The sequence below is a fragment of the Paraburkholderia sp. SOS3 genome (assembly GCF_001922345.1).
Lineage (GTDB): Bacteria > Pseudomonadota > Gammaproteobacteria > Burkholderiales > Burkholderiaceae > Paraburkholderia.
Map to the genome: position 1 here is coordinate 2,618,547 of NZ_CP018811.1, position 25,709 is coordinate 2,644,255.

Annotated in this window: 16 protein-coding genes; 11 read left to right on the forward strand and 5 right to left on the reverse strand. The window is 64.3% G+C overall.

Annotation, left to right across the window (positions count from 1 at the left end; genetic code table 11):
• Positions 1–168 precede the first annotated feature (168 nt).
• The 3 genes from BTO02_RS11780 to BTO02_RS11790 all read left to right on the forward strand — a co-directional run bounded on the left by BTO02_RS11780 (position 169) and on the right by BTO02_RS11790 (position 6,029).
• Positions 169–2,148, forward strand: a complete 1,980-nt coding sequence (locus BTO02_RS11780) for a sensor histidine kinase (RefSeq protein WP_075157189.1) — start codon at positions 169–171, stop codon at positions 2,146–2,148.
• A 333-nt stretch (positions 2,149–2,481) separates the two neighbouring features.
• Positions 2,482–4,215: a ubiquinone-dependent pyruvate dehydrogenase gene (gene poxB, locus BTO02_RS11785; RefSeq protein ID WP_075157190.1), complete on the forward strand. Its 1,734-nt coding sequence runs from the start codon at positions 2,482–2,484 to the stop codon at positions 4,213–4,215.
• 254 nt (positions 4,216–4,469) lie between these two features.
• Entirely contained in the window at positions 4,470–6,029 is a 1,560-nt protein-coding gene (locus BTO02_RS11790; RefSeq protein ID WP_075157191.1) for an ATP-binding protein, read from the forward strand.
• On the opposite strand, the gene BTO02_RS11795 is transcribed toward BTO02_RS11790, so the two are convergent.
• On the reverse strand, positions 6,011–11,626 hold the full coding sequence (locus BTO02_RS11795) for a trifunctional serine/threonine-protein kinase/ATP-binding protein/sensor histidine kinase (RefSeq protein ID WP_232243342.1): 5,616 nt from the start codon (positions 11,624–11,626) through the stop codon (positions 6,011–6,013). The two genes, BTO02_RS11790 and BTO02_RS11795, sit on opposite strands and share 19 nt — an antisense overlap.
• A gap of 588 nt (positions 11,627–12,214) precedes the next feature.
• Here BTO02_RS11795 and BTO02_RS11800 point away from each other — a divergent pair.
• Positions 12,215–12,892, forward strand: coding sequence for a cation diffusion facilitator family transporter (locus tag BTO02_RS11800; protein ID WP_075157193.1), 678 nt, complete (start codon positions 12,215–12,217; stop codon positions 12,890–12,892).
• 114 nt (positions 12,893–13,006) lie between these two features.
• Here the strand turns inward: BTO02_RS11800 and BTO02_RS11805 are convergent, their stop codons facing one another.
• Positions 13,007–14,065, reverse strand: a complete 1,059-nt coding sequence (locus BTO02_RS11805) for a helix-turn-helix domain-containing protein (protein ID WP_083615092.1) — start codon at positions 14,063–14,065, stop codon at positions 13,007–13,009.
• Positions 14,066–14,633: 568 nt separating this feature from the next.
• Between BTO02_RS11805 and BTO02_RS11810 the strand changes: the two genes are divergently transcribed.
• Positions 14,634–15,209 (forward strand): cytochrome b, encoded by a 576-nt coding sequence (locus BTO02_RS11810; RefSeq protein WP_075157194.1) that lies wholly within the window; start codon positions 14,634–14,636, stop codon positions 15,207–15,209.
• A gap of 35 nt (positions 15,210–15,244) precedes the next feature.
• Here BTO02_RS11810 and BTO02_RS34765 read toward each other — a convergent pair whose 3' ends face one another.
• Positions 15,245–15,742: a nuclear transport factor 2 family protein gene (locus BTO02_RS34765; protein ID WP_075157195.1), complete on the reverse strand. Its 498-nt coding sequence runs from the start codon at positions 15,740–15,742 to the stop codon at positions 15,245–15,247.
• Between the two features lie 437 nt (positions 15,743–16,179).
• On the opposite strand from BTO02_RS34765, the gene BTO02_RS11820 reads away from it, so the two are divergent.
• The 4 genes from BTO02_RS11820 to BTO02_RS11835 all read left to right on the forward strand — a co-directional run bounded on the left by BTO02_RS11820 (position 16,180) and on the right by BTO02_RS11835 (position 20,161).
• Positions 16,180–17,928 (forward strand): cholesterol oxidase substrate-binding domain-containing protein, encoded by a 1,749-nt coding sequence (locus BTO02_RS11820; protein ID WP_075157196.1) that lies wholly within the window; start codon positions 16,180–16,182, stop codon positions 17,926–17,928.
• 63 nt (positions 17,929–17,991) lie between these two features.
• Entirely contained in the window at positions 17,992–18,549 is a 558-nt protein-coding gene (locus tag BTO02_RS11825) for a hypothetical protein (RefSeq protein ID WP_156883808.1), read from the forward strand.
• Between the two features lie 84 nt (positions 18,550–18,633).
• A complete protein-coding gene (locus BTO02_RS11830; protein WP_075157198.1) occupies positions 18,634–19,278 on the forward strand; it encodes a hypothetical protein in 645 nt (214 codons plus the stop codon).
• Between the two features lie 181 nt (positions 19,279–19,459).
• A complete protein-coding gene (locus BTO02_RS11835; RefSeq protein WP_075157199.1) occupies positions 19,460–20,161 on the forward strand; it encodes a J domain-containing protein in 702 nt (233 codons plus the stop codon).
• A 93-nt stretch (positions 20,162–20,254) separates the two neighbouring features.
• Here BTO02_RS11835 and mdeB read toward each other — a convergent pair whose 3' ends face one another.
• Positions 20,255–23,101 (reverse strand): alpha-ketoglutarate dehydrogenase, encoded by a 2,847-nt coding sequence (mdeB, locus tag BTO02_RS11840; RefSeq protein WP_075157200.1) that lies wholly within the window; start codon positions 23,099–23,101, stop codon positions 20,255–20,257.
• A gap of 155 nt (positions 23,102–23,256) precedes the next feature.
• Between mdeB and BTO02_RS11845 the strand changes: the two genes are divergently transcribed.
• Positions 23,257–23,796, forward strand: coding sequence for an Lrp/AsnC family transcriptional regulator (locus BTO02_RS11845; protein WP_075157201.1), 540 nt, complete (start codon positions 23,257–23,259; stop codon positions 23,794–23,796).
• A 59-nt stretch (positions 23,797–23,855) separates the two neighbouring features.
• Here the strand turns inward: BTO02_RS11845 and BTO02_RS11850 are convergent, their stop codons facing one another.
• Entirely contained in the window at positions 23,856–24,314 is a 459-nt protein-coding gene (locus BTO02_RS11850; RefSeq protein ID WP_075157202.1) for an MEKHLA domain-containing protein, read from the reverse strand.
• A gap of 480 nt (positions 24,315–24,794) precedes the next feature.
• Between BTO02_RS11850 and BTO02_RS11855 the strand changes: the two genes are divergently transcribed.
• Positions 24,795–25,694, forward strand: a complete 900-nt coding sequence (locus BTO02_RS11855; RefSeq protein WP_075157203.1) for a heme-binding protein — start codon at positions 24,795–24,797, stop codon at positions 25,692–25,694.
• Positions 25,695–25,709: the final 15 nt, after the last annotated feature.

The window sequence follows — 25,709 nt, forward strand, 5'->3', positions numbered from 1 at the left end:
CGGTGTTGCCGGAAGCCGTAGTTACTATACTAGTAAGCTAAATTTGAACAGGGGGCCGATTTGCCACGGCGCGCTAAAGCAACCCTTCGGCCCGACGCGACAGATCCCGAGCGCGCGTCCCCTGCAAGCGCACAGCACACAGGCCGATGGCGCGCGGCCCTGCGCAGCTTGGGCGCCCGCGCCGCGAATGCGGCGCCGTGGCGCACGATAGCCGGCCTGCGGCGCGGTGTCGGCGTGCGCCTTCTGATCGGGGTCCTGATCTTCAGTTCCGTGATCACACTGATCATGACGGCGGTCCAGCTCTATATGGACTACCGCTACGACGTCGATCAGATCGAGCGGCGCCTCGACGAAATCGGCGAAGGCTACCCCGACATCATCGGCGAAAGCCTCTGGCATCTGGACCGCGAACAGCTGCGCATCGAAGTGGAGAGCATCCTCAAGCTGCCCGACGTGCAGGCGGTCACGGTGCGCGAAGCCGGCACCGCCCACCCGCTGCAGATCATGGCGCGGCGCCGGCAAAGCACACCCGTGATCACGCGCGAGCTGCCGATCAATCGCGTGGTGGAAGGCAAGCTCAGGCAGATCGGCACGCTCTATATCGAAGCCGCGCTGACCGATGTGTACCGGCGGCTGATGGGTGAAGCGCTCGTGATTCTCGTAAGCCAGGGTGCGAAAACCTTCCTCGTCTCGCTGTTTATCCTGCTGATCTTTTCGCGGCTCGTCACTCGTCATCTCGCGACGATTGCGCAGTTCATGCGCCAGTACGACTTCCATCGCCCGACCGGCGCGCTCGCGCTGCAGCGCCGGCCGCCGGCGACACCCGACGAACTCGACCAGGTCGTGATGTCGTTCAACGATTTGTGCACGAGTTTGCAAGTCGCGTATCGCAATCAGCAAACCGCCAACGACGCGCTGAAGCAGGACGTCGCGATGCGCATGCGCAATGAAGAAGCGCTGCGCGCAGCCGAACAGCGCTATCGCGAGCTGTTTCACAACATGCCGATGGCGCTGATGCAGACGCGCGGCAACTTCGATATTTTTCCGGCCTTGCACGAAGCGGGCGTCACCGATCTGAACGCGTATTTCGATGCGCATCCGGACGTGCTGCGGCGCCTCGTGAGCGCGATCACGGTCGACGAAGTCAACGCGCGTTCGGTCGAACTGTTCCGCGCGCGCGACGCCGTGCAGCTGCTTGGCCCGGCCGGCCGTCTGTGGACCGAAAGCCCGGGCACGCTGCGCCGTGCGTTCGAAAGCCGCTATCACGGCGAAGCGCGTTTCGACGAAGAGATGAAGGTAGTCGCACTCGACGGGCGCGTAATCGACGTGCTGTGCACGCTGTCGCGGCCACAGCCGATCGGCAGCGACACGCCGACGCTGCTCGGCCTGATCGACATCACCGAACGCGTGCGCGTGCGCGAAAAACTGCAGCAACTGGAAACCGACCTCGCCCATGCGGGGCGAATCTCGCTGCTCGGCGAACTGATGGCGTCGATTGCGCACGAGATCAACCAGCCGCTCGGCGCGGTCGCGGCCAGTGCGCAGGCCATGCAGAACTGGCTGAACCGACCCGAGCCGCCGCTCGACGAAGTGCGCGAGCTTACGGCGCTCACGCTCGCATCGGCGCGCCGCGCGAGCGACATCATCGTGCGCACGCGCGCGATGGCCGCCAAGAGCCAGCCGCGGCGCGAACTGATCCGCCTCGATGAAGTCGTCGACGAGTCACTGATGTTGCTCGGTCACGAGATCCAGGCACGAGGCGTGGAGATCGGGCATCGGCCCGCGATCTTTGCACCGCGCATCATGGCGGACCGCACGCAATTACAGCAGGTTGTCGTCAACCTGACGGTTAACGCAATGCAGGCGCTGGCGCAGCATCGCGCGGGCCACGGCCGGATCATGGTGACGACCGCCGTGCCGGCGGCAGGCCAGGTCAGCTGCACGATCGAAGACGACGGACCGGGCATCCGGCAGGAAAATCTCGCGCTGCTTTTCAACCGCTTTTTCACCACCAGCGAAGGCGGCATGGGACTCGGCCTCGCGATCTGCCGGACGATCATCGAAGCACATGGCGGCCAGATCCGCGCAGACAACGAATCGACGCTCGGCGGCGCGCGCTTTACGTTTGTCCTTCCGGCCGGCGAGTAGTCAGTTACCCTATTCGCCCGGCGGCCGGCGGCCGGCACGCGCCGCCGCAGAATGTCGATTCGCTTTCAGGATCGAACGGCATCGGCGGGCATGCGATTTCGATAATTCAGCACGAGGCGACACCGGCGCGGCGCTGCGCCGCGCTATCTTCCAAAGCGCCGACCGCCTTGCAAACGTATCGGCCATCGTCTACAAAGCGACGATGTACGTGGCTATTCGCACCATTGGCTTTCGTTTTCACTCATGCATGCTTGCGCGCTTCTTCCAGAATGCCTGCGGCGCCTGTCATGACAGCACATCTGTGGAATTTACTTAGTTCAACCGGAGAAAAGAATGACGATCGTAGCCGATCAATTCGTCGACGTCCTGCTGGCCGCAGGCGTCAAGCGCGTCTATGGCATCGTCGGCGACAGCCTGAACGGGCTCACCGACGTGATCCGCAAAACGGAAGGCATCGAATGGATTCACGTGCGCCACGAGGAAGTCGCCGCGTTCGCGGCCGGCGCCGAAGCGCATCTGACCGGCAGTCTCGCCGTCTGCGCGGGCAGTTGCGGGCCGGGCAACCTCCATCTGATCAACGGGCTGTTCGATTGCCATCGCAACCGGGTGCCGGTGCTGGCGATCGCCGCGCATATTCCGTCGCGCGAGATCGGCAGCGGCTACTTTCAGGAAACCCATCCGCAGACGCTCTTCAAGGAATGCAGCCACTACTGCGAGCTCGTCTCGGTACCGGGACAGATGCCGCGCACGGTCGAAATCGCGATTCGCGAAGCGATCGGCAAGCGCGGCGTGTCGGTCATCGTGATTCCGGGCGACGTCGCACTGCAGGAAGCGCTCGAGGCGCCACCGATCTCGTCGGCGGGGCTGATCCCACCACGCGCCGTCCTCACGCCCGCGCAGGACGAGATCGACGCGCTCGCCGATCTGCTCGACGCGAACGAGCGCATCACGATGCTGTGCGGGTCCGGTTGCGCGGGCGCCCATGACGAAGTGATCGCGCTCGCGGAAACGCTGAAATCGCCGATCGTGCACTCGCTGCGCGGCAAAGAGCACGTCGAGGCCGACAATCCGTACGACGTCGGTATGACCGGCTTGATCGGCTTTTCGTCGGGCTACTATGCGATGCGCGATTGCGACCTGCTGCTGATGGTCGGCACCGACTTCCCGTATATGCAGTTCTACCCTTCGAAGTACGAGGCGAAGATCGTGCAGATCGATCACGAACCCGGCAATCTCGGGCGCCGCGCGACGCTCGACCTCGGCATCGTCGGCGACGTGAAGGCAACGCTCGCAGCCTTGCTGCCGAAGCTCACGAAGAGGACCAACACCGCGCATCTCGAGAAAGCACAGCAGCACTACAAAAAGGCACGCGCCGAACTCGACGCGCTCGCGCAGGAAAGCACGCGCGCATCGCTGATCCACCCGCAGCAGATCGCCAAGGCGTTGAGCGACCAGGCGAGCGACGACGCGGTCTTCACCTGCGACGTCGGCCTGCCGACCGTGTGGGGCGCACGCTACGTCGCGATGACCGGCAAGCGGCGCCTGCTCGGTTCGTTCTGGCATGGATCGATGGCCAATGCGATGGCGCAGGCGATCGGTGCGCAGTACGCATTTCCGGGCCGCCAGGTGATCTCGATGTCGGGCGACGGCGGCTTCGCGATGCTGATGGGCGACTTCCTGAGTCTCGTGCAACTGGGCCTGCCGGTGAAGGTTTGCGTATTCAACAACAGCGCACTCGGCTTTATCGAACTCGAGCAGAAATCCACTTCGTTCATTCCGTACGGCACAGGCCTCAAGAATCCTGATTTCGCGGCGATGGCCGAATCGATCGGCATCAAGGGTATCCGCCTCGAAAAGCCGTCCGAGGTCGAAGCGGGCATCGCGGCTGCGTTGAAGCACGACGGACCGGTGCTCATCGATGCCGTCGTGAATCGCCAGGAGCTCGCGATTCCGCCTGCGATCAATCTGGAGATGGCGAAGGGATTCTCGCTCTATATGCTGAGGGCCATTCTGAACGGCAAGACCGATGAAGTGATCGACCTCGCGCAAACCAATCTCTGGAGATAGCGCGCGCGGTGCGAACACGGCCCGACACGCGTGACGTTGCATCGCACCGGCTGCCCATTGCCGAAGCGGCCCACGGGGCAATGTGTGCCGATGCACAACAAGATGCCGCATAATAGCGACGCCCTACTGCCGATCCGGCAACGCACGCAGCGCCGCCTTTACCGACAAATGCCTTGCACGCGCCTCGCGCATGCAAGGCCGCGGATTTTTGCATGTTGGTTCGTTGCCGGCAGCGCGATCTCGCGAGGTAAGACATGGTTCCTCAATCCGCGTATTCGTATTCCCCTGCGAGCGCCGGACTTCGCCGCTACGCCGTCGCGCTGCTCCTGACCGCCTGCGCGGCGGTGCTCGCGTGGACCACGAAAGCGCATGTATCGTGCTTCCTGCTCGCGCTGATCATGAGTTCGCTGTACGGCGGCCGCGCCGCGGGACTCGTCACGCTAGCCACATCGCTCGTCGCGTTCATGCTGCTGATCGGGACGCCGCCCGCGCATGGGCTGTCGATCCATGAAATGCCGCGGCTGATCGTCTTCGTGATCGTATCGTTGATCATCAACGATCTGATCACCTCGAAACGTCAGACGCAAACCACACTGCGCGAACAGGCGTTGCACAACGCGATCGACGGCATTCCCTGCATGGTGGCAGTCAGCGATGCGGAAGGTTGCCTGCAGTATGCGAACCGGCAGTTGCTCGACTTCGTCGGCAAGCATGGAAGCGAGCTCGCCAACGGCGGCTGCATGAAGCTGCTGCATCCGGACGACGCGCCGCGCGTGATCGCCGAGCGGCGCCGCTGCGAAGCAGCGGGCGTGGCGCTGACCACGACCTACCGGCTGCGCCGCCACGACGGCGAATATCGCTGGATCGAGACGCGCATGCAGCCGTTGCGCGATGCCAAAGACCATATCGTGCGCTGGTACGGCGTGCACGTCGATGTGCACGACAGCATGACGACGGCCAATGCGTTGCGCGATACGCAGGCGCAGTTGTCTCGCGCCTCGCAGGCCGCTACCGTCGCCGAACTGTCCGCCTCGATCGCGCACGAGGTCAATCAGCCGATCGCCGCAATGGTGACCAACGGCCATGCGTGTCTGAACTGGCTGCGCGCGAAGCAGCCGAATCTCGAACACGCGATCGGCGCGGCCGAGCGCATCGTGCACGACGGCACCACTGCCGCGGAAGTGATCCGCCGCATTCGCGCTTTGTTCCGGCAGGCGCCGCCCGTGATCGCCGCGTTCGATATCAACGCGGCGATCGGCGAAGTGCTCGAATTGAAGCAAGGCGAACTGCGGCAGCATGACATCGCGGTCGAACTCGATCTCGATGCGTCGCTGCCGATGCTCGACGCGGACCGTCTGCAGATGCGGCAGACACTTTTCAATCTCGTCGACAACGCACTCGATGCGCTGCTGCAAGTCGATGCCGAGCGCAGGCTGCTATTCATCCGCACGGCACGCGAAGTGCGCGACGGCGGCGATTCTCTGCTGATCGAAGTTCGCGACCACGGCCCGGGCTTTCAGGACGCGAACCGCATTTTTCAGCCGTTTTTCACGACGAAGCACAATGGCATGGGCATGGGCCTCGCCATCTGCCAATCGATCGTCGACGCGCATGGCGGCCGCCTGTGGGCTTCGAATCACGAAGGACCCGGCGCGACGCTGCATATGCGGCTACCGCTTGCGCGCGTGCGGGACGACACGACGCTCGCCACGCCAATCGCACAGATCGCACCCATTGCACCCATTGCACCAATCGAATCAATCGAATCGATCGCGCTGATTCCGTCCCCGCAGATTCACGGCTCGGCCAGATAGCCGCCGTTTTGAGGCGTCGCATTTTCATCCGCGCCGGGCAGCACGAACTCGAACGTCGCGCCGCGCGTCGAATTCGCCTCGACGCTCAAGGTCCCGCCGTGCGCTTCGATGATCGAACGGCAAATCGACAGGCCCATGCCCATGCCACCCGCCTTCGTCGTATAGAACGGTTCGAAGAGCTGGTCGATCGCGTCGGCGTCGATGCCCGGCCCCGTATCGGACACCGCGACGCGCGTGGTCTGTGCGTGATCGGCCGACGTCGTGATCAGCAACTCGCGCGGGCCGTCGCTCACGCCGCTCATCGCTTCGATTGCATTGATCATCAGGTTCAGCATCACCTGCTGCAACTGCACGCGGTCGCCGACGATCGGCGGCAGCGCATCGGTCAGGCGCGCTTCGACTGCCACATGATGTTTGACCGCTTCGCCGCGCGTCAGCGCAATCACCTCGCGAATCGCTTCGTTGATCGCCACGCGCTCCGTGCGCGCGGGCGCTTTCTTCACGAGCGCGCGAATGCGCCCGATCACGTCGTTGGCGCGCGTGCCGTCGCTGACAATACGTTCGAGCGCCTGCTGGACCTCGTTCAGATCGGGCGTGCGCGCGCCGAGCCAGCGCAGCGCAGCGTGCGCATTCGTCATGGACGCCGCGATCGGCTGCCTGATTTCATGCGTGATCGAAGCGGTCAGCTGACCCATCGTCGCGACGCGGTTCGCGTGGGCCAGTTCGACTTCCATCTCGCGGTAACGCCGCTCGCTTTCGCGTGCGTCGAATTCGGCGCGCTTGCGCTCGGTCAGATCGACGATAAACGCAACGCCCTGATCGCGCGCCTCGCCGAAGGTCGCCGCGCCCACCAGCACGGCGACGCGGCTGCCGTCCGCGCGCAGGAATTCCTTTTCGTACGGCGGCACGGAGCCGTGCGCCTTGATGTCGGCGACCGCGCGCGCATCGCGCCCGCGCCCGCTTGCGGGCGTGAGACTGGTCCAGTGCAGGCGTCCCGACGCGAGGTCCGTGCGATCGTAACCGAGCAGACGCAGAAACGCGTCGTTTGCTTCGTGAATGCGCCCTTCGAAATCCCAGATAAACACGCCGACGATATTCGCGTCCACAAGGCGCCGGATGCGCGCTTCGCGCTCGGCGAGTTCGCGATAGAGGCGCGCGTTCTCCAGCGAGATCGCGGCCTGCGAAGCGAGCAGTTTCAGCACCGCGATGCGGCTCGCCGTGAATACATGGGGCGCGAGATTGTTCTCGATATACAGCACCGCGACGAGCTTGCCCTGGTTGACGAGCGGCATGCAGGCAATCGAGCGGACCGATGCGGGGACAGAGGCGCGCGCACCTGCGCGCGCGATATACGGATCGCCCGAAAAGTCGTGCTGCGTCGAGGCGTCGTCGAGTATCACGCATTCTTTCGAGCGCATCGCATAGTGGACCACCGATTCCGGCAGCAGAGCCGGGCTCAACGCCTGCTTCCCGAGATTGACGCTGAGCGCGTCGCCGCTTGTCGACGCCTGCGCCACGATGCATGGCGCGGCCTCGGTTGGCACGATCAGCAGGCCGCGCTCGGCGCCCGCATGCGCAATCGCGCTTTGCATGATCGTATGAATCAGATTGTCGGGCACGATCTCGCTCGATACGGCCTGCGAAACCTTGATCACGGTGGCGAGATCGAGATGCTCGACCGGCGTCTCGATCGTGCCGGCTGCGCGCGGGCGTGGCTCCGGCGTGGCGAGGTGAGGATGGAAATCGTCGAGTTGCCGCACTTTTCCATTCGCGCCCCAGCGCAGATACGCGTAGCGCGCGTTCTTCAGGTACAGATGCGCAAATTCCACGAGCCCGCGCACCGCATAGAAACGCGACGCCGTTTCGTAGGCGACGGCCTCGTTATGCATGAACGCGTGTTCGCGCGACGAACGGATCGCGAGTTCGTAGAACTGTTCGGCATCCGCGACCCGGCCTTCAATCCGTGCGAGTTCGGCGGCGACCAGCGCCGCGCGGTTGCTGAAATTCTGCGGGCAGTTCGCCGCCCAGATTTCGAGCTGCCGATGGTGCGCGGTGATTGCAGCCACGTAATCGTCCCGGGCTTCAGCATCCCCGGCGCCGGCATCCTTGACACCAGCGACTTGCCTGCCGGGCGATGCGGCGTCGCACAGCGCTGCGTGTGCGAGCGCGCTATAGAAGTGGTATTCGGCCGTTTCCAGGAACGACGGCGAAGTCCACAGCAACGCACGCGCCTTGACCGATGCGTCGACGGCCGCCGCGAAGTCGCCCGCGAAGTACCGTGCCTGCATCTTGCGAATCCAGTACCAGCACTCCGCGATCGCCAGCGACGGATCGCTCGACAGGCGGCTTTCGAACTGCGCTTCGCTCAGATACCCGTCGTCGAGCAAGCCGAATTTGAGCGTCGAGCCGCGCAGCGTGCGCGTCAACGCACGCTGCGCGGCGATGATATCGACCACCAGCCCGAAATGGGTCTTCTGGGCGAACGCGAGTCCGCGTTCGGTCTCGCGTTGCACTTCGTCGAGCGGGTCGCCGGCCACCAGCAGGTTCGTATTGAGGTTGTTGCAGCTGTAACCGGCAAAAGTAAGATCGCCGGTTTTGACCGCGATATCGAACGCGCGGCGAATCAGATCTCGTCCGGTGCGCACGTGCTGGGCCCACGGCGTCACGAGGCTCCCGAAATTCATGTAGACCTTCGCCTGCGACTGGTTCAACCCGCGCTGTTCGACGAGTTCGTAACCGAGACGCGCAAACCGGAAGCCTGCGTGATAGTCGCCGAAATGCGGCCCGGCCGTCATGCCGAAGTCCACATAAACGGCCGGCGACGTTCCACAGTTGCCATATTCGAGCGACAGGTTCACGGCACGGCATACGGCCATCGAAAACAGATTCGCGTCGCTGAAGATGGCGGCCGGCGTCAGGTTATTGAGCACGCCGATGGTCGCAAGCGAATTCGGATCGGTCATCGACGGCAGATCGATCAGCGACTCGATCGTGCGTTCGCCGAGCTGCGGCGCGACGCGCGCATATTCGCTGCGCGCTTCTGCGTCCGACGGATGCGGCAACCAGTCGATGCCGATACGCCGCAAATAGTCGAGACCGACGGCGACCGCCTCATCGGAGCGGTCGAGCGTGACATAGAGGTCGATCGCGAGGCAGGCGAGTCTCGCATGCTCGGCGATGCCGTGCGCGAGGGGAAAGAGCTTGATCAGCCGCGCTTGCGCGCCGCCCGGATCGCCGCTCAGGAACTCGCATTCGGCGCGGTGCAGTTCGAGCGATAACGCGAGCGCGTGCTGCGTCTGCCAGCAATCGTCGGCAAGCGCTTCCATGCCCGCTTTCAGATAATCGAGCGCCGATGCGTAGGCAGCCGAGGCCTGAGCGCGCCTGCCCGCCATCAGATTCAGTTCGGCGAGGCGATCGAGTTCGGCCTGCGCGTCGATCAGCGCGACACCGCGGTTGAGCTGGTTGACGATTTCGAAAACCGCGTCCTCGAGCTTCGCGGGCGGCGTGCGCGCGGCCAGCAGCCGGCCGATGCGCAAGTGTGTTTCCGCGCGCTGCGCGTGCGGAATCAGCGAGTAGGCCGCTTCCTGCACGCGGTCGTGCACGAAGCGGTATACGCGTTCCTGATAAAGCACGAATTCCTCGCGGATCGCTTCCCACAGGTCCGCATGGACCTGCGCTTCGGGTTTCTCGAACACGAGCGCAAGCGTGCCGGCGTCGGTCTGATGCCCGATTGCGGCAAGGCGCTGCAAGGCCGTGCGCGTCGCTTCGGATAGCCGCGCGAGTTTCATGACCATCAGATCGACGACGTTATCGGTGTAGCCCTTCGCGCGAATGCGCTCGACATCCCATACCCATATCGCCGAGGCATGGTCGAAAGCGAGCAATCGTTCGCTCGTGAGCGCGGTCAGAAACTGCAGCGCGAAAAACGGATTGCCGCCGGTCTTCTCGTGCACGATACGGGCGAGCGGTTCCGCGCGGTCCGGCGCACAACGTAACGCATCGGCAACGAGTGTTCGCAGATCGCCGATCGACAGCGGCCGCAGCGCGATCTGGCCGACCGCCCCATGCCGGCGGCGAATCGCGTCGAGCTTGCGCATCAGCGGATGGTTGCGATCGACCTCGTTGTCGCGGTAAGCGCCGATCAGCAGCAGATGGCGCAGATCGGGATCGACGAGCAGGCTTTCGAGCACATCGAGCGTTCCCGAGTCGAGCCATTGCAGATCGTCGAGAAACAGCACGAGCGGATGCCCGGCACGCGCAAAGACCCCGATGAAACGCTTGAGCACGAGCTGGAAGCGGCGCTGCGCGTCCTGCAACGGCAAGTCGGCGATCGGCGGCGGCTCGCCGATGAGCAGCTTGAGTTCGGGCACGAGATTGACGATCAGCGAGCCGCTCGGGCCCAGCGCGTCGCGCAGCCGCTCGCGCAAGTCTTCGAGTTCGGCGTCGCGCTTGCCGAGAAATGGCCTGAGCAACCCCTGAAACGCCTGGGCAATCGTCCCGTACGGAATGTCGCGCTTGTACTGGTCAAACTTACCGGCCGCAAACAGGCCGCGCGGCGGCACGAGCACCTTCTGCAGTTCGCCCACCACCGCCGATTTGCCGATGCCCGAATAGCCCGTTACCAGAACCAGCTCGGGCCGGCCGCCGGCCATGACCCGATCGAAGGCGGCGAGCAGCGTCTCGACCTCGCGTGCCCGGCCATACAGTTTTTCCGGGATCAGCAGGCGGTCGGGCGTGTCGTGCTCGGCAAGCGGGAAGGGTTCGATAAGCGGTTCGATAAGCGGTTCGATAAGCGGCTCGATAAGCGGCTCGATGTGGGACTCGATGCGGGCATCGATATGGCCGCGCGCCTCCAGACGATGCAGGCACGCATCGAGGTCGTGCTCGAGCGCGGCCGCGGTCTGGTAGCGGTCTTCGGCGGCCTTCGCGAGCAGCTTCATCACGATGTCGGATAGCACGGCCGGTACGGCCGGCACGCGCTGGTTCGGCGGGACCGCCTTGCGTGCGATATGGCTGTGCACCCAGTCCATCGGGTCGTGCGCGGAGAATGGCAGCACGCCCGTGAGCAACTGGTACAACGTGACGCCGAACGAATAGAGATCGCTACGCGAATCGACCGAGCGGTTCATCCGGCCTGTCTGTTCCGGCGCCATGAAAGCGAGCGTGCCGGCAATCGATTCGGGCGGACACGGCGTCTGGCGTTCGCGCGCGAGAAACGTGGCGATGCCGAGGCCCGTCAATCGCACGGCGCCGCTCGACCGATTGATCAGGATATTGAACGGCGTGATGTCCTTATGGACGACGCCCGCCGCATGCAGCCTGCCGAGCGCCCGGGCGACATCGATCGCAGTCCGCAGAAAACGGTGCAAGTCCATCGGCACCGGTTCGCGCGCGATCGGCTCGCCGCCGTCGTCTTCGAGCACGAGGACGAGGCGGCCCTGTTCACGCAATAATTCCAGCGGCCGAGCGATCGGCGCACCGGCAAGTTTTTCCGCTAGCGCGAATTCGTGCTCGAGGCGGCTCAACGCTGCGGGCGTGGGCTGCTCCGCGACCGGGCGCACGGTCAACACCGACTCGCGGCTGCCATCGGGTCTCATACGCCATTCCCTGCACATCACACGCTCGCCATCGTCCCATAGCACTTCCGACGATGAGGCGCCTGATGCCGCTCCAAACGCGCCTGATGGATCGGGCGACCGGTTCACTCCGGGGCCTCCATGGTGAAGGGAATTGCCTTCCGTGGAAGAAAGGCTCCAGCATATCAGCAGAAATCGGCTCCCCGTGCAGGGCCTCGACGATTATCAGGGTAACTAATCGCGCCTCGAAGCGCGCTGCTCGGCCGCATGGATCGTTGCGGCGGCAACGTGCTACGGCACGATCGTGCCCTCGCCCGCCGGTTGCCGCACGCGTGCCGGCGTGCTGACGATCACGTCCGCCTTCGGACGCAGCGCTGAAAGAACGCAGCCCCGTCTGCGGTTCGAACCGAGGATCCCGAACGGGTCGTCGCCGCTGAGCGTGGTCGCGGATCAGGCGATCGTTTTCACCGACGACGGCTCCGTAGCCACGTGCCGGGCGCCCGCTCATCACCGCGCAACGCAGCACGTTGCGGCTGGCTCGCGGCCGATCTGTCACATCGTCGCAATGTGGCGCCCCTATCGTACGGTTTTCGCTGCCAGGGTGGACCGATGGCCGATCAGACGAGCCACGCGTCGCAGGACGGAGCAACACGGATCATTATCGCGAGTACGGCATTGAACGCGGTATTGGCGACCGTGCAGGCAACCGCTGGTTTCTCCGCGCATTCGTCCGGTCTGATCGCCGACGCATTGCACGCGACGACGGACATCGGCGTGGATCTGATCCTGCTTGCCGCGTGCTGGTTCTCACACCGCCGCAAGCCGACGCGCCCGCGCAAGCTTTCCGGATTCGTGCAGAATGCGGTGCCCGCCGTGGTCGGCGCGATGCTGGTGATCGCGGGCATCGAAATCGCGCTTCATGCGCAAGGCCGGCCGCCGCTCGCCGGGCCTGCCACGATCGTCGCATCGGGCATCGCCGCGTTTTCCGTCGTGAGCCGCGGCCTGTTGTATCGCGCACTCTCGCTGAGGGCGCGGCGCCTCGCTTCGCCCGTGCTGTCGGCGGCGGCGTGGCATGTCGGGGCCGACGCGCTGTCGTCGCTCGTGGCCACCGCCGGCATTGCCACCGCGCCGCTGGGCTTCGCGGGTCTCGACGCGATCGCGGCCGCGCTGATCGGCCTCGTGATCGCATGCGGCGGCGTGCGGCTGATCGTGCCGCCGGTTACCGGTTTGCTGCGCCCTCTATCGAAAACCGTCGCGATCGGCGTGGCGGCGAAGAAGAGCGGCTAACTGCGGCGGCTCACTGCGGCGGCTCACTGCGGCGCGTATGCATCTCCATTCGGCGCAACCGCTGCAACGGCCTGCATGCGTCCGCGCGCGTTTCGTTGCCTACCCAACCATCGTTCAATCGAGCCGCGCCTTGATGCGCCACCGGTTCGGCGTATCGCCAACCATCCGCCTGAACACGGTCGTGAAATGCGCCTGGCTGCGAAACCCGCAATCGAGCGCCACGTCGAGCAACGTTTTCTCGGAGCGCTGCAGCAGGCGCTGCGCATGTTCGACGCGCCTTCTCAGCAGATACGTATGCGGCGTATAGCCGGTCGAGCAGCGGAATTGCGCGGCGAAATGCATGCGCGTCAAGCCGACGCTTGCCGCGATATCGCCAAGCCGCACCGGCTCGGCGAGATGTGCATCGATAAAGTCGAAGGCGCGGCGCAGCCGCCATTGCGGCAGCGGCGTCGCGCGTGTGACCGCGGGCAGCGTGCGCCGCGTGAAGTGCCGCTCGAGCAGACGGGCGACGATCGCAATGCAGATGCTGTCGACGTACAGCGATGCGAACGTCGCATCGGCATACTGAATTTCCGCGAGCGCGCGGCTTAATCGTTCGAGCGACGTATCGCGCGTGAACTGAGACGCGCCAATCGCAAGTTCGCCCGCATGCGGACGGCCGAACGCTTCTTCGTAATGCAGTTCGAGCACCCGTTGCGGAATGAACAGATGAATCGCGTCGCTGGCGGCCCGAAAAACGACCTCGGCGCTTTCGCCGGGACCCGTCACCTGCATTGCCCCCGCCGCGAGCTGCCCGTCGAACACGAGCGAGCCCGAGCGGAAATGCACGGCGGTCGGTTTGAGCACGATGCCGACCGTGTGCTGAGCAGCGCCGCTTCGGCTCGTGTGTTCGACACCGTCGACTTCGTGCCGCGTCCAGCGCGACGCGATCACGAGATCGCCATGCGCATCGGCGGCCTCGATGAGGCCATGCATGCCGCCGGGGTCGACCATTGCGCCCGCATCGGGCACGTACTGAGACTGCGGCGGCACGCGCCAATGGTCTTCCAGTGCGACCAGCACGCGCCGCGTCGCAGGTGCGTCGAGCCTCTGCTGCCCATTCGCGCCGTTCTGCTGCACGCAGCATGCGGGCATTTGCCCGTCGGCGCCGATGCCGTTCTTCTCGATGTTCATGTTGGGCTCCGTTACCACGTACGAAGCCGCGCGAAACCGCAGACGCGGCGTGCACCGCGTCTGTCCGTACGAGCGGCAGCCGCGCGACGTCAGGCACAGGCTTCGATGCTAGTCGACATGACGCGATGCGCAAAGCATGTCGTTTTGTCAGACACGCGCAAGGCATATGAAAAACGTCGCGAACGGCAGTGCACAAAGGCATGACGGCTGCATCGAGCCAGATGCGAATACACTGCGCCGCGCTCGCGCGGTTTTCAACGAATACAAAATAAAGACACCATTGCCGCAGGCGCAAGTCACGGCTTGCGCCTGCGAGCGGATGACGATTCAGATGATCTTTTGGCGAATGACGGAAATCTCATGCCGCGCGAAATGGATCAGTTGCTGCGCGCATGCCCAACGCGGGCATGCCGACACAATCCATTACAAAACAATTCCGGCATTTTCTGGAGCAGCAGGAATAAGCGCACGCGTTGCTGCGTTTTTGCCTGGGTCTTTCCTCTTATGTCTTTGTCATTTCGCTCGTGCTTTTTCCCGCTTATTCAATTGCTCTGTTCATTACACCGCCATGCATCTAACCGAAACCGCTGCCGCTACACGCTCCGCCGCCGTCTCCACATCGTGGTCGCGGCTCGCGATCTTCTTTCATTGGGCTACCGCGCTCGCCGTTGCAATCGGCCTGCTTGCGATCGAAATACGCGGGCCTAAAGGTACGGGCAGCCGTGTGTTCTGGACCGGCATCCACATGTGGGCAGGCACGCTCGTGCTGTGCCTGTCGGCGCTGCGCGTGTTGTGGATGCTATGGCATGGCACGCCACGCGAGTTGCCGGCGAGCCGCGTGCAGCGCTTTGTCGCGCGGCTCGTGCATCTTGCGCTTTACCTGCTTGTATTCGCGCAGCCGTTGTTGGGCATCGCGATGGTCAACACGAGCGGCAGCGCCGTTCAACTGGCCGGGACCGGCTTGCGCATTCGACTGTTCGCGAAAGATCCGGTTGCGCACCAGTTTCTACACGACGCGCACTTTCTGATCGGCAACGCCGCGTTCTGGCTGATCGGCCTGCACGCGCTTGCGGCGATCGTGCATCACACGGTGTTCAGGGACGCGACGCTTACCCGCATGCTGAAGGTTGCCAAAGACACCTGACGCCGCCGCGCCTGTGCGCGGTGCGGGCCGGCGTATCACGCGGCATCCTGTTCCCAGATCTCGTAACCGGTTACGCGGCGAATCAACCCGTCTGCGATATGAAAGGTGTTGAGACGCCGCACGCGCGCGTGCGCGCCGACCGGCAGCGGACCTTTGTCGAAGGCATCTCCGATCATCGTGAAGCTCACGCACGAATCGACGAATACGCGCTCGGGCGTCGCAAACTGCTCGACTAGCGCGAAGCGCAGATCGCGCACGTTGCGAAAGAACTTCTGATAGTTCGCGCCGATTGCGGCCAGCCCGTCGTAGCTGACGTTGCGCAACGGCGCTTCCCACACCGCATCGAATGCGCAAAGGCGCAGGCACTGCTCGAGCCGTTGCGCACTCTCCTCCTGCAAATACACACAGACCAGGTCCAGTGCGTACTGGCATCGCTCTTCATAACTTTCGGTCGACGAACGGCGCGACAGAATCGCATCCACGCTGTCGGCACGTCTCGCACTGCCGGCGCAAGGCGTCTGCAGATCGTTCATGTTGTTTGCCCTCTGCTTCTCTGAATATGCCATTTCGCCTCGTGCCGATGAGGCCTGTCCCGTCGACGTCGAATCCGTGAGGTTCGAACGAGGAAGGCTCGAACCAAGGGAGGCTCGAACGGGCCCTGGCGCGCAGCTTGACTGCCCGCTCGTACTGCAAAGTGCCTCCGCTATCGAAAACACGCGAAGCGAGAGCCGTATTCCAGAACCGGCGCGGCACGTGCTGCGCCGTGTGCGTCGCGACGTGCGCCAAGCGAGCGCACCGCCCGGGTGCATTGCGATGAACAGTCATGACCATTGGTATCGGCGAATCCCTAGCATGTATCCGCGACGTCCATGCAGCGAGGCGCGTCGCGGCGCCCGCTGCGACGTGCGCCGTCGTGCAAACCATCCGGCTTGCGTCCCGACCGATCGAACCAAGGCAATTCGAACCAGACATGGCCCACTATCAACAGAACACGTCCGTTGCGCCTCGTCGCAGCTTTATCGCCGACATCGCCCGGCTGGCCGCGGCCGGCGTCGTGAGCGGCTGGACGCCCATCTATCAGATCGCCGCGCATGCAGAGGGCGCGGGTACGACGCCGCCTGGCTTTCCCGCGGGCATCGCGTTGTACCGTCAGGCATTTCAGAACTGGAGCGGCGAGATCGCGGCCGCGAATGTCTGGACCGCGGCGCCCGCGACGCCCGAGGACGTCGTCACGATCGTCAACTGGGCGCGCGTCAGCGGCTACCGCGTACGCCCGCGCGGCCATATGCACAACTGGTCGCCGCTGACGCTCGAAGCAGGCGGCGCCGCGCAAGTCGTGCTGCTCGACATGACGAAGTCGCTGACGAAGGTATGGGTCGACGCCTCGTCGCGGCCCGCGCGCGTCACCGCGCAAACCGGCGTATCGCTCGAAACGCTGCTCGCGAAGCTCGAGGCTCATGGCCTCGGTGTGACGGCGTGTCCGGCGCCCGGCGACATCACGCTGGGCGGCGCGCTCGCAATCGGCGCGCACGGCACGGCGATTCCGGCCGCGCGCGAAACGCTGCTGCCCGGCCATACGTACGGCTCGCTCAGCAACCTGATTCTCTCGCTGACCGCCGTCGTGTTCGACGCCGGCAAGCAGCAATACGTGCTCCGGACGTTTGTGCGCAACGATCCGGAAATCGGCGCGTTTCTCGTCCATGTCGGCCGCGCATTGATCGTCGAAGCAACGCTCGAAGCCGGCGCAAACCAGCGGCTGCGTTGCCGCAGCTTCGTCGATATTCCCGCGTCTGAACTGTTTGCGTCAGGCGGCTCGCGCGGCCGCACGGTCGCGTCGTTTCTCGATCAGTCGGGCCGCGTGGAAGCGATCTGGTTTCCGTTCACCACTTGCCCGTGGCTCAAGGTCTGGACCGTGCAACCGGTAAAACCGCTTTTCTCGCGTACCGTGAACCAGCCGTTCAACTACCCGTTCTCCGATTCGATTCCGCAGCCGCTATCGGAGCTCGTGAAGCGCATCGTCACACGCGGCGAATGCAGTCTGACGCCGCTTTTCGGGCAAACCCAGATGTCGATCGTCACTGCGGGCCTTGCGCTGACCTTCGCCTCCGATATCTGGGGCTGGTCGCGCAACGTGCTGCAGTACATCCGGCCGTCGACCTTGCGGGTAACCGCGAACGGCTACGCGGTGCTGGCGCGGCGCGGCGACGTGCAGCGTGTGATCGCAGAATTCGTGCAGTTCTATCAGAACCGCGTCGACGTCTATCGCGCACGCGGCGAGTATCCGATGAACGGGCCTGTCGAGATCCGCGTGACGGGCCTCGACCAGCCGGCCGATGCGGGCAGCGGCACATCCATGCCACTGCTCTCGCCGCTTCGGCCTCGGGGCGACCGTCCGGACTGGAACATTGCGGTCTACTTCGACATCCTGACGATGCCGGGCACGCCCGCCGCGAATCGCTTCTACCGCGAGATCGAGCAATGGATGATGTCGAACTACGCGGGCGCTTATGCGACGGTGCGGCCCGAGTGGTCGAAGGGCTGGGCGTATGCCGAAGGCGCTGCGTGGCAAGACATGGGGCTGATCGGTTCGGCGTTTCCCGCTTCGTTCAGCGAAGGACAGCCGGCCGGCGGCAAGTGGGATGACGCACGCGCGGTGCTGAACCGGTACGACCCCCAGCGGATCTTTTCTTCGCCTCTGCTCGAACGGCTGTTGCCGTGACGGCGGTGCGACCGATATGCGCGCTGCGCGAACGCACTCGCTCCATGCGGATTGACGGCGGCCGTGCGCGCCAACCCTACCCGGCCAGACGGGACATCTGGCGCATTCAACGACAAGGAGGCTTTCGTGCTCTCTGGTGTATCAGGCAATCGGGCTTACGGTAGCGAGGCCGCCTCCGGCGACGACGCTTCGTCCAACGGACCGATGATCAATATGATCAACAAAGGAAACGACATCCTGAACACGCCGGCCCTCGCGTCGGTGGGACAGACGCTGAACCTGCTCGGCCCGGTGGGAAAGCTGGTTCACGTCATACCCGATTTTTTTATCGGCCAACTCGGATCGAAACTCGGCGAAGGCATCGCGCACATGCTCGGCGAAAAAGGCCAGGTCAAGACGCACTTCGAAAAAGAATGGCTCGGGCGCGACGGCGGGTTGAACAACGGCGAGTCGCCCGGCAAGGATCGCACGGCCCGTGGGGCCGACCTGTGGCGCGGCGCCGACCATCGGAGCACGTGCGACCCCTCGCACAGAACGGATTGCGCGCTGCCGGGCCTGAACAGCCGGCACACCAGGATCACGATGAAAACGATCGAGGTCGCGCACGGCAGCGCAATCTGAAATTGCGCCGGCCCCGTACGACGGCGCCGGCCGACACCCGGCCAGACGGGTTATCTGGCATCCACACTGATAAGGACACCACATATGTGTATTCAAGCGATAGCGAAGGCGCTCACGGGCGACGTCGGCGGCGCGGTCAAGGCTGAGGCCAACGCATGGGGCCTTGGCGGGGCGAGCGCAAGCAGCAGTTTCCGCGGCGCCGGAAGCGCATCCGCTCATGGATGCGGATCGTACCGCGAGAGTCACGGTTCGCACGGATGCGGCAGCGGATTGAGATCGCATTGGGACGGGCACAACGGCGGCCACAGCCGCAGCGACGGCTCATTCGAAAAGACCACGACGCAAACCCATGTCGGCCCGGACGGCAGCGTCACGCAAAAGACTACGCAGATCAGCCATTCGGGCACATCGGGCGGCGACTACCGCCGTTCCGGCTACGACGCGTCGGGGGGCTATGACCACTTCGGCGGCACCCGTAGCGAGCGCGCCTACCAGGCCGGTTACAACGAAGGAAGGTTCGGCGGCGGCTTCGAAAGCAGCGGCGCGCGCGACCTCGGCAATCACCAGCACGTCAGCATGCAATGGTCCTCTCCGTCCGGCGGTTTCGCCGCGTCGGGGGCGTCGACAGGGTCGGCTTCGTTCGCGATGGCGCAGGCATCGATCGCGCCGACCGGACTGCTGGGCGGACTTCTGAACCTGTTCGGCGGCGGCAACCCCCAGGCAGCATGAGCGGCGCGCGATGGGCATCGGCCGGTCCCGCGCATTGCCCATCCGCACTGATCCGGCGCACATGGCCGCCGCGCGCGCCTGCGGCCGTGTGCCTTTCCCGCCACGCCATGTACGCCCGCCCACGCGGCGGGCGGGCTGTCCATGCTACGATGCCACGAACCGTATCGAGCATCGACCCGACATGGCAACCCTATACACGAAGCTTGGCGTAGCGGAAGACGCGAGCGCCGCCGAAATCAAACGCGCCTATCGCAAGGCCGCGATGAAGTGGCATCCGGACCGCAATGCCGGCAACGAAGAAGCCGCGCGCGCAACCTTCCTCGACATCAAGGATGCGTACGAGATTCTCTCCGATCCGGACAAGCGCAAGGTCTACGACTCGGTCTACGCCACCGAGATGCACCGCTGGCAAACGCAGCAGCAACGCCGTGATGAACAGCAGCGGCAACATCGCGAGCATCAGCATCGGCAGCACGCTCAACAGCAGCAGCAACGCGACCGTGAGAAGTCCGAACGGGCGCGGCGCGAGCGCGCCGAGCAGATCGCGGCCGAAGCGAAGTATCAGGAGCGCGTAAGCTTTGCGATGCGCTTTGCCGAGCAGGGCCATAACCGCGACGTGCTGTTCGGCGTGCTGCTCGGCCGCGACTGTCCGCCCGAGATCGCGGCGCGCATTGCCGATAGCGTCTCGGCGTTGCAGCAGGCGCGGGTCGGCGCGGCGCGCGCCGCTGCCGCCACGCGCAAGCGAAGACCCGCACCACGCGCGTACAGTGCGGCCACGAGCACCGCGCCGCGCGCGGCAGGCAGCAAGGCGGATGCGCACGGCAAAAAGCCGTCAGGCTTCCTCGATTCGTTGTGGCATAGCTTTTTTGGCGTGCGCTCGTAGGTTGAATGGCGCCGCCGCACGTCGCCCCCTCTAGCCCCGTCTAGCCGGTCAACCGTATGACGAAACACGGCGGGTCGGGCAGTTCGACAGACTTCAGCGTTGCCACGGCGCAGTCCGCGCCATCTCCACACCACCCTGCCCGCCTTCGCCGCGGTAACGCGCAATCGCTTCGCGCACGATGCTGCGATCGATTTCGCCGTCATCGGCCAGCGCATTGAGCGCGGCAATCACGATCGATACGCGGTCGATTTCGAAGAACGCCCGCAACGCGCTGCGCGTATCGCTGCGGCCGAAGCCGTCGGTGCCGAGCGTCACATAGCGGCGCGGCACGTAAGCGCGAATCAGCTCGGGCACCGCTCTCACATAATCGGTCGCGGCAATCACGGGGCCTCGCGTCGCGTCGAGTGCGGCCGTTACGTACGGAATCGGCGCCTCGTCCGATTCGCCAAGCGCCGCGCCGCTGTTGCGCGCGTGCCGCTCCGCTTCCATGCCGTCGCGCTGCAGTTCGGTAAAGCTCGTCACGCTCCATACCGCTGCGTCGATATGCCAGTCGTCGGCAAGCATGTGCCGCGCGGCGATCGCCTCGCGCAAAATCGCGCCGGAGCCGAGCAGTTGCACGCGCGCATTACGCTGCTCGCTTTCTGGCTCGTTTTCCGACTCGTTTTCTGGCTCGCTTTCATGATCCACGGCGCGACCGTGATCGACGGCAGAAGCCGGCAAGCGGTACATCCCCTTCAGAATCGGCTCGCGCAACGCATCGAACGTCGCGGCAAGCACCGATGGCTGCGCGTAATTTTCATTCGTGACGGTCACGTAATAGAACACGTCGCGTTGCGCATCGACCATCTCGCGCATGCCCGCGTCGACGATCGCCGCCACTTCGTACGCGAAAGCCGGATCGTACGCGCGGCAGTTCGGTATCGTCGATGCCGCCAGATGGCTCGTGCCGTCCTGATGCTGCAAGCCTTCGCCGCCGAGCGTCGTCCTGCCGGCCGTCGCGCCGATCAGGAAACCGCGCGCGCGCTGGTCGGCCGCGGCCCAGATCAGGTCGCCGATCCGCTGGAAGCCGAACATCGAATAGTAGATATAGAACGGCAGCATCGGCAGATCGTGCACGCTGTACGACGTCGCCGCCGCGATCCACGACGACACCGCGCCTGCCTCCGAAATACCCTCTTCGAGAATCTGTCCTTTCGTGTCTTCGCGGTAATACAGCATCGAGCCGAGATCCTCGGGCTCGTAGAGCTGGCCGAGCGGCGAGTAGATGCCGACCTGGCGGAACATGTTCGCCATGCCGAACGTGCGCGCTTCGTCCGCGACGATCGGCACGACGCGTGGACCGAGCGCGCGGTCCTTCAGCAGCGCGGTCAGCATGCGCACGAGCGCCATCGTCGTCGAGATTTCGCGGTCGTTCGAGTCGAGCGCGAACTGGGCCCAGTCGGCGACGGGCGGCACCGGCAGCCCGTGCGTCGCCGTGCGGCGGCGGCGCGGCAGATAGCCGCCGAGCGACTCGCGGCGCGCGTGCAGATACTGCATTTCGGGGCTGTCCGCTGCGGGCTTGTAGAACTTCAGCTGCTCGACATCGTCGTCGGAGAGCGGCAGGCGAAAACGGTCGCGGAATGCCTTCAGTTCGTCGACGCCGAGCTTTTTCTGCTGATGCGTCGTCATGCGCCCCTGTCCCGCTGCGCCCATGCCGAAGCCCTTCATGGTCTTGGCGAGTATCACGGTCGGCTGGCCGCGGTGGCGGCGCGCCTGTGCATACGCGGCGAACAGCTTGCGCGCGTCGTGGCCGCCGCGGCGCAGGCGGTCGATATCGTCGTCGCTCATCTGTTCGACGAGCGCTGCGAGCGCCGGATTCTGCCCGAAGAAATGCGCGCGGTTATAGGCGCCGTCGTTTGCGGAGAAGGTCTGGAACTGGCCGTCGACGGTATCCGCGAATGCGCGGAGCAACGCGCCCGTTTTGTCGCGTTCGAACAGCGCATCCCAGTCGGAACCCCACAGCACCTTGATCACATTCCAGCCCGCGCCGTTGAACTGCGCTTCGAGTTCGTCGACGATGCGGCCGTTGCTGCGCACGGGCCCATCGAGCCGCTGCAGATTGCAGTTGATGACAAACACGAGATTGTCGAGCCCTTCGCGCGCGGCGAGCGACAGCGCGCCGATCGATTCGGGCTCGTCCATCTCGCCATCGCCGAAAAAGCCCCAGACGGTGCGCCCATCGGTTTGCGCGAGGCCGCGGTTCTGCAGATAGCGCATGAAGCGCGCCTGGTAGATCGCGTTGATCGGACCGATGCCCATCGAGCCGGTCGGAAACTGCCAGAAATCGGGCATCAGCCACGGATGCGGATACGAACACAGGCCCGGACCCGCGATTTCGCGGCGGTAATGGCGCAAGTGCTGTTCGTCGAGAAAGCCTTCGAGAAACGCGCGCGCGTAGACGCCCGGCGACGAATGCGGCTGAAAGTAGACGAGGTCGCCGCCGCTGCCGGCGTGCTTGTCGACCTGCTCATCGGCTTGCGCGCGCGGCGCGGACGCACGGAAAAAGTGATTGAAGCCGACTTCGAACAGATCGGCCGCCGACGCGTAGCTCGCAATATGGCCGCCCAGTTCGCCATACGCCTTGTTTGCGCGCACAACCATCGCGAGCGCATTCCAGCGCAACGCGGCCGCGAGCTTTTCCTCGAGTTCGACGTTGCCCGGATAACGGCCCTGCTGCGCGAGCGGAATCGTGTTTTCGTACGGCGTGACGCGCGTGCGAGCCGATTGCACGCCAAGCGAGCGCGCATGTTCGGCCAGACGATCGAACAGGAACTGCGCGCGATCCTTGCCCGCATGTTCGAGCACGCCCTCGAGCGCGTCGAGCCATTCGGCCGTTTCCTGCGGGTCGGCATCTTCGCTGAGCCGCAACAGTTGCTCGTTGCCATTGGACAAGTCCGTCATCGCATACTCCAGATCCGGTTGCCGATTCAAGCGCCATCGGGATGAGGAATATGTTAGCGACGGGTGCGCAAAATGTGCATCTCATTTGCTTGCGCTTTTTGGCTCGCGTAGTGTATTTATTCTTAAACTCGCACGATAACCGGAATATTCGCACTATGACCTCGCCCACCCGCCCTACCGTCACGTCCCGCCGCCTCGACCGCATCGACATCGGCATTCTCAACGAGTTGCAGCAGAACGCGCGCATCACGAATTCGGAGCTTGCGCGCGCGGTGAACCTGTCGCCCACGCCGTGCTTCAACCGCGTGCGCGCGCTCGACAAGCTCGGGCTGTTCAGGCAACAGGTCACGCTGCTGAACCCTGAAGTGCTCGGTTTGCAGATCAACGTGTTTATTCAGGTGAGTCTGGAAAAGCAGGTCGAAGACGGACTGCGGCGCTTCGAACAGGCGATCGACGAGCGCCCGGAGGTGATGGAGTGCTATCTGATGACGGGCGACGCCGACTATCTGCTGCGCGTCGTGATGCCTGACATTCACGCGCTCGAGCGCTTTATCGTCGACCACCTCACGAAAATTCCGGGCGTGTCGAACATCCGCTCGAGCTTTGCACTGAAGCAGGTGCGCTACAAGACCGCGCTGCCGCTGCCGCCGGGCGGTCTGACGCTGTATGGCCGGGAGGACGAGGGCCTCGCGTAGACGCGGCCCCTCGCTCGCCGCCGCGTACTTCGCATGTCAGGCTTTGTTTGACGCTCGCGTCAAGCGTCCACCCAGTCGGCGAACGTCGCTGCCTGACCGCGGTAGGTACCGTCGCGATCGACGAGATTCCACACCACGGCTTTTTCGATCCAGAAGCGGCGTCCTGACTTCGCGATGCGCTGTCCGCGGTAGTCGGCGGAGTAGCCTTTCGTGCGCACGTCGTCGAGCAGGCGCGCGCGTTCTTCGCGATTCGGCTGCTCGGCGGACAGGCGCGAATGAAGCGTGACGAATTCATCCCAGTCGTACTCGAAGCAACGTTGCGCGGTGCGGTTCGCATACACGAAGCGCGGGTCCGCGTCGGTATTGTGCGAGACCACGACAAACGGCGCGTCTTCGTAGAGCCAGCGCGCGGCATCGGCGGCGGGAATGTCCGCCGGAAGCAGCGGGCGGCCGACGAGGCGCCGATAGCTGTCGGTCAGTAAGGCGGCAAAAGCGGGATCGGTGGCGAGGGAAGTCATTGAAGGTGCAGGCGCATGAAAGTTGAACAGGCAGGCGCAAGATCGCACGACAACGCGCCCGCATGGCCTGCAAATACTAGCGTAGGCTCGCGGACCGTGCAGCGTAGATGCCAGCGTGGCTTCGATACCTGGCGAATTCGACCACCCCTGGTAGCCTCGCAAGCGATGCACGCGAGAGCAAAAACCCGTTCGCCAGCTAAAACCCGTTCACATCGGCCAAAAAACTCGCCTCGCACGCCTAACTAATCTCACAAAGCAAAGCGTCGGCCTCTGCGCCGCGCGCGAAGATGCTTCGCCCGACCCGCTGCAGCGCACCCGGCCAGCGCATCAGCAAAAGCGCGACAGTCCGCGCAATTCAGCGTGCGCGCAATCCGCACGCCCTCCCTGGAATAGAGCCAGAACGACGGATGTTTAAGAGGACAAGCCGCAGCACACGCAGGCGCGCAGGCGGCGGCCACCATCGTCCCAAGGAGAACGATCATGCTCCAGCGTTTCCGTCCCGGCCCCTCGCTGCAGGAACAGGTCGAGCAACTCGGCCTGCTCGCCGATCTGAGTGGCCGCTGGTCCGGCCGCGGCTTCAATCTGATCTCGCTGCCCGACTTCGATTCGACGCCGCCGAGCACAGGGCCGAAGCCTTTTCGCGTGCTGCTCTCCGCCACACACGAAACACTGGAGCTGGAGCCGATCGGCGCCCATGTTCCAAACCGCGGTTCGGAATCGCGAGGCACCCCCACAACCGGTCAACCGGACATCACCCTCTTCGGCCTGCGCTATCTGCAGCGGATCAATGACGTCGATTCGCACGAGCCATTGCATATCGAAAACGGCTTCTGGCTCAATGTGCCATCGAGTGCGATTCCGAAGGAAGACCCGTCGATCGTGCGGCAAGGCTCGATTCCGCACGGCTCGTCGATTCTCGTGCAAGGCAAGGCCTTTGAATCGCCGAACGGCAAGCCGCAATTCGCCACGCTAGACTCGACGCCGCATCGCAACCCGGCCGGCGCCGCACTCTCGAGCGCCTACCTCGAACCGCTGACCAGCGCGACACTGCCCCCGCGCATCACGAACAAGGATGCGGTGAAGAATCCGAATGTCGTGCTTGCCGATGCGATCCAGCCCTTCATCGAGCATCTGGCTGCCACGACGGTCCTCACCGTATCGAGCAAGACAGCAGGCGGCGTGCTGAACATACCGTTCCTGCAGAACGCGACAAATAACAACGCAGCGGCCACGGCGGTCGAGGCAACCTTCTGGATCGAGACAGTGCAGCCCGAGCGCGGGCATCCGTTTCAGGTTCTGCAGTATTCCCAGACTGTCACGCTGAATTTTCTCGGCATCGACTGGCCGCATATATCGGTGGCGACGTTGTATCGCCAATGAGCGGCAAGTGACTCA

Bases quoted from the DNA above. Each gene is read 5' to 3' on its own strand.
- poxB (WP_075157190.1), top strand. From the start codon at position 2,482: ATGACGATCGTAGCCGATCAATTCGTCGACGTCCTGCTGGCCGCAGGC.
- BTO02_RS11790 (WP_075157191.1), top strand. From the start codon at position 4,470: ATGGTTCCTCAATCCGCGTATTCGTATTCCCCTGCGAGCGCCGGACTT.
- BTO02_RS11795 (WP_232243342.1), bottom strand. From the start codon at position 11,626: ATGAGACCCGATGGCAGCCGCGAGTCGGTGTTGACCGTGCGCCCGGTC.
- BTO02_RS11800 (WP_075157193.1), top strand. From the start codon at position 12,215: ATGGCCGATCAGACGAGCCACGCGTCGCAGGACGGAGCAACACGGATC.
- BTO02_RS11805 (WP_083615092.1), bottom strand. From the start codon at position 14,065: ATGAACATCGAGAAGAACGGCATCGGCGCCGACGGGCAAATGCCCGCA.
- BTO02_RS11810 (WP_075157194.1), top strand. From the start codon at position 14,634: ATGCATCTAACCGAAACCGCTGCCGCTACACGCTCCGCCGCCGTCTCC.
- BTO02_RS34765 (WP_075157195.1), bottom strand. From the start codon at position 15,742: ATGAACGATCTGCAGACGCCTTGCGCCGGCAGTGCGAGACGTGCCGAC.
- BTO02_RS11820 (WP_075157196.1), top strand. From the start codon at position 16,180: ATGGCCCACTATCAACAGAACACGTCCGTTGCGCCTCGTCGCAGCTTT.
- BTO02_RS11830 (WP_075157198.1), top strand. From the start codon at position 18,634: ATGTGTATTCAAGCGATAGCGAAGGCGCTCACGGGCGACGTCGGCGGC.
- BTO02_RS11835 (WP_075157199.1), top strand. From the start codon at position 19,460: ATGGCAACCCTATACACGAAGCTTGGCGTAGCGGAAGACGCGAGCGCC.
- mdeB (WP_075157200.1), bottom strand. From the start codon at position 23,101: ATGACGGACTTGTCCAATGGCAACGAGCAACTGTTGCGGCTCAGCGAA.
- BTO02_RS11845 (WP_075157201.1), top strand. From the start codon at position 23,257: ATGACCTCGCCCACCCGCCCTACCGTCACGTCCCGCCGCCTCGACCGC.
- BTO02_RS11850 (WP_075157202.1), bottom strand. From the start codon at position 24,314: ATGACTTCCCTCGCCACCGATCCCGCTTTTGCCGCCTTACTGACCGAC.
- BTO02_RS11855 (WP_075157203.1), top strand. From the start codon at position 24,795: ATGCTCCAGCGTTTCCGTCCCGGCCCCTCGCTGCAGGAACAGGTCGAG.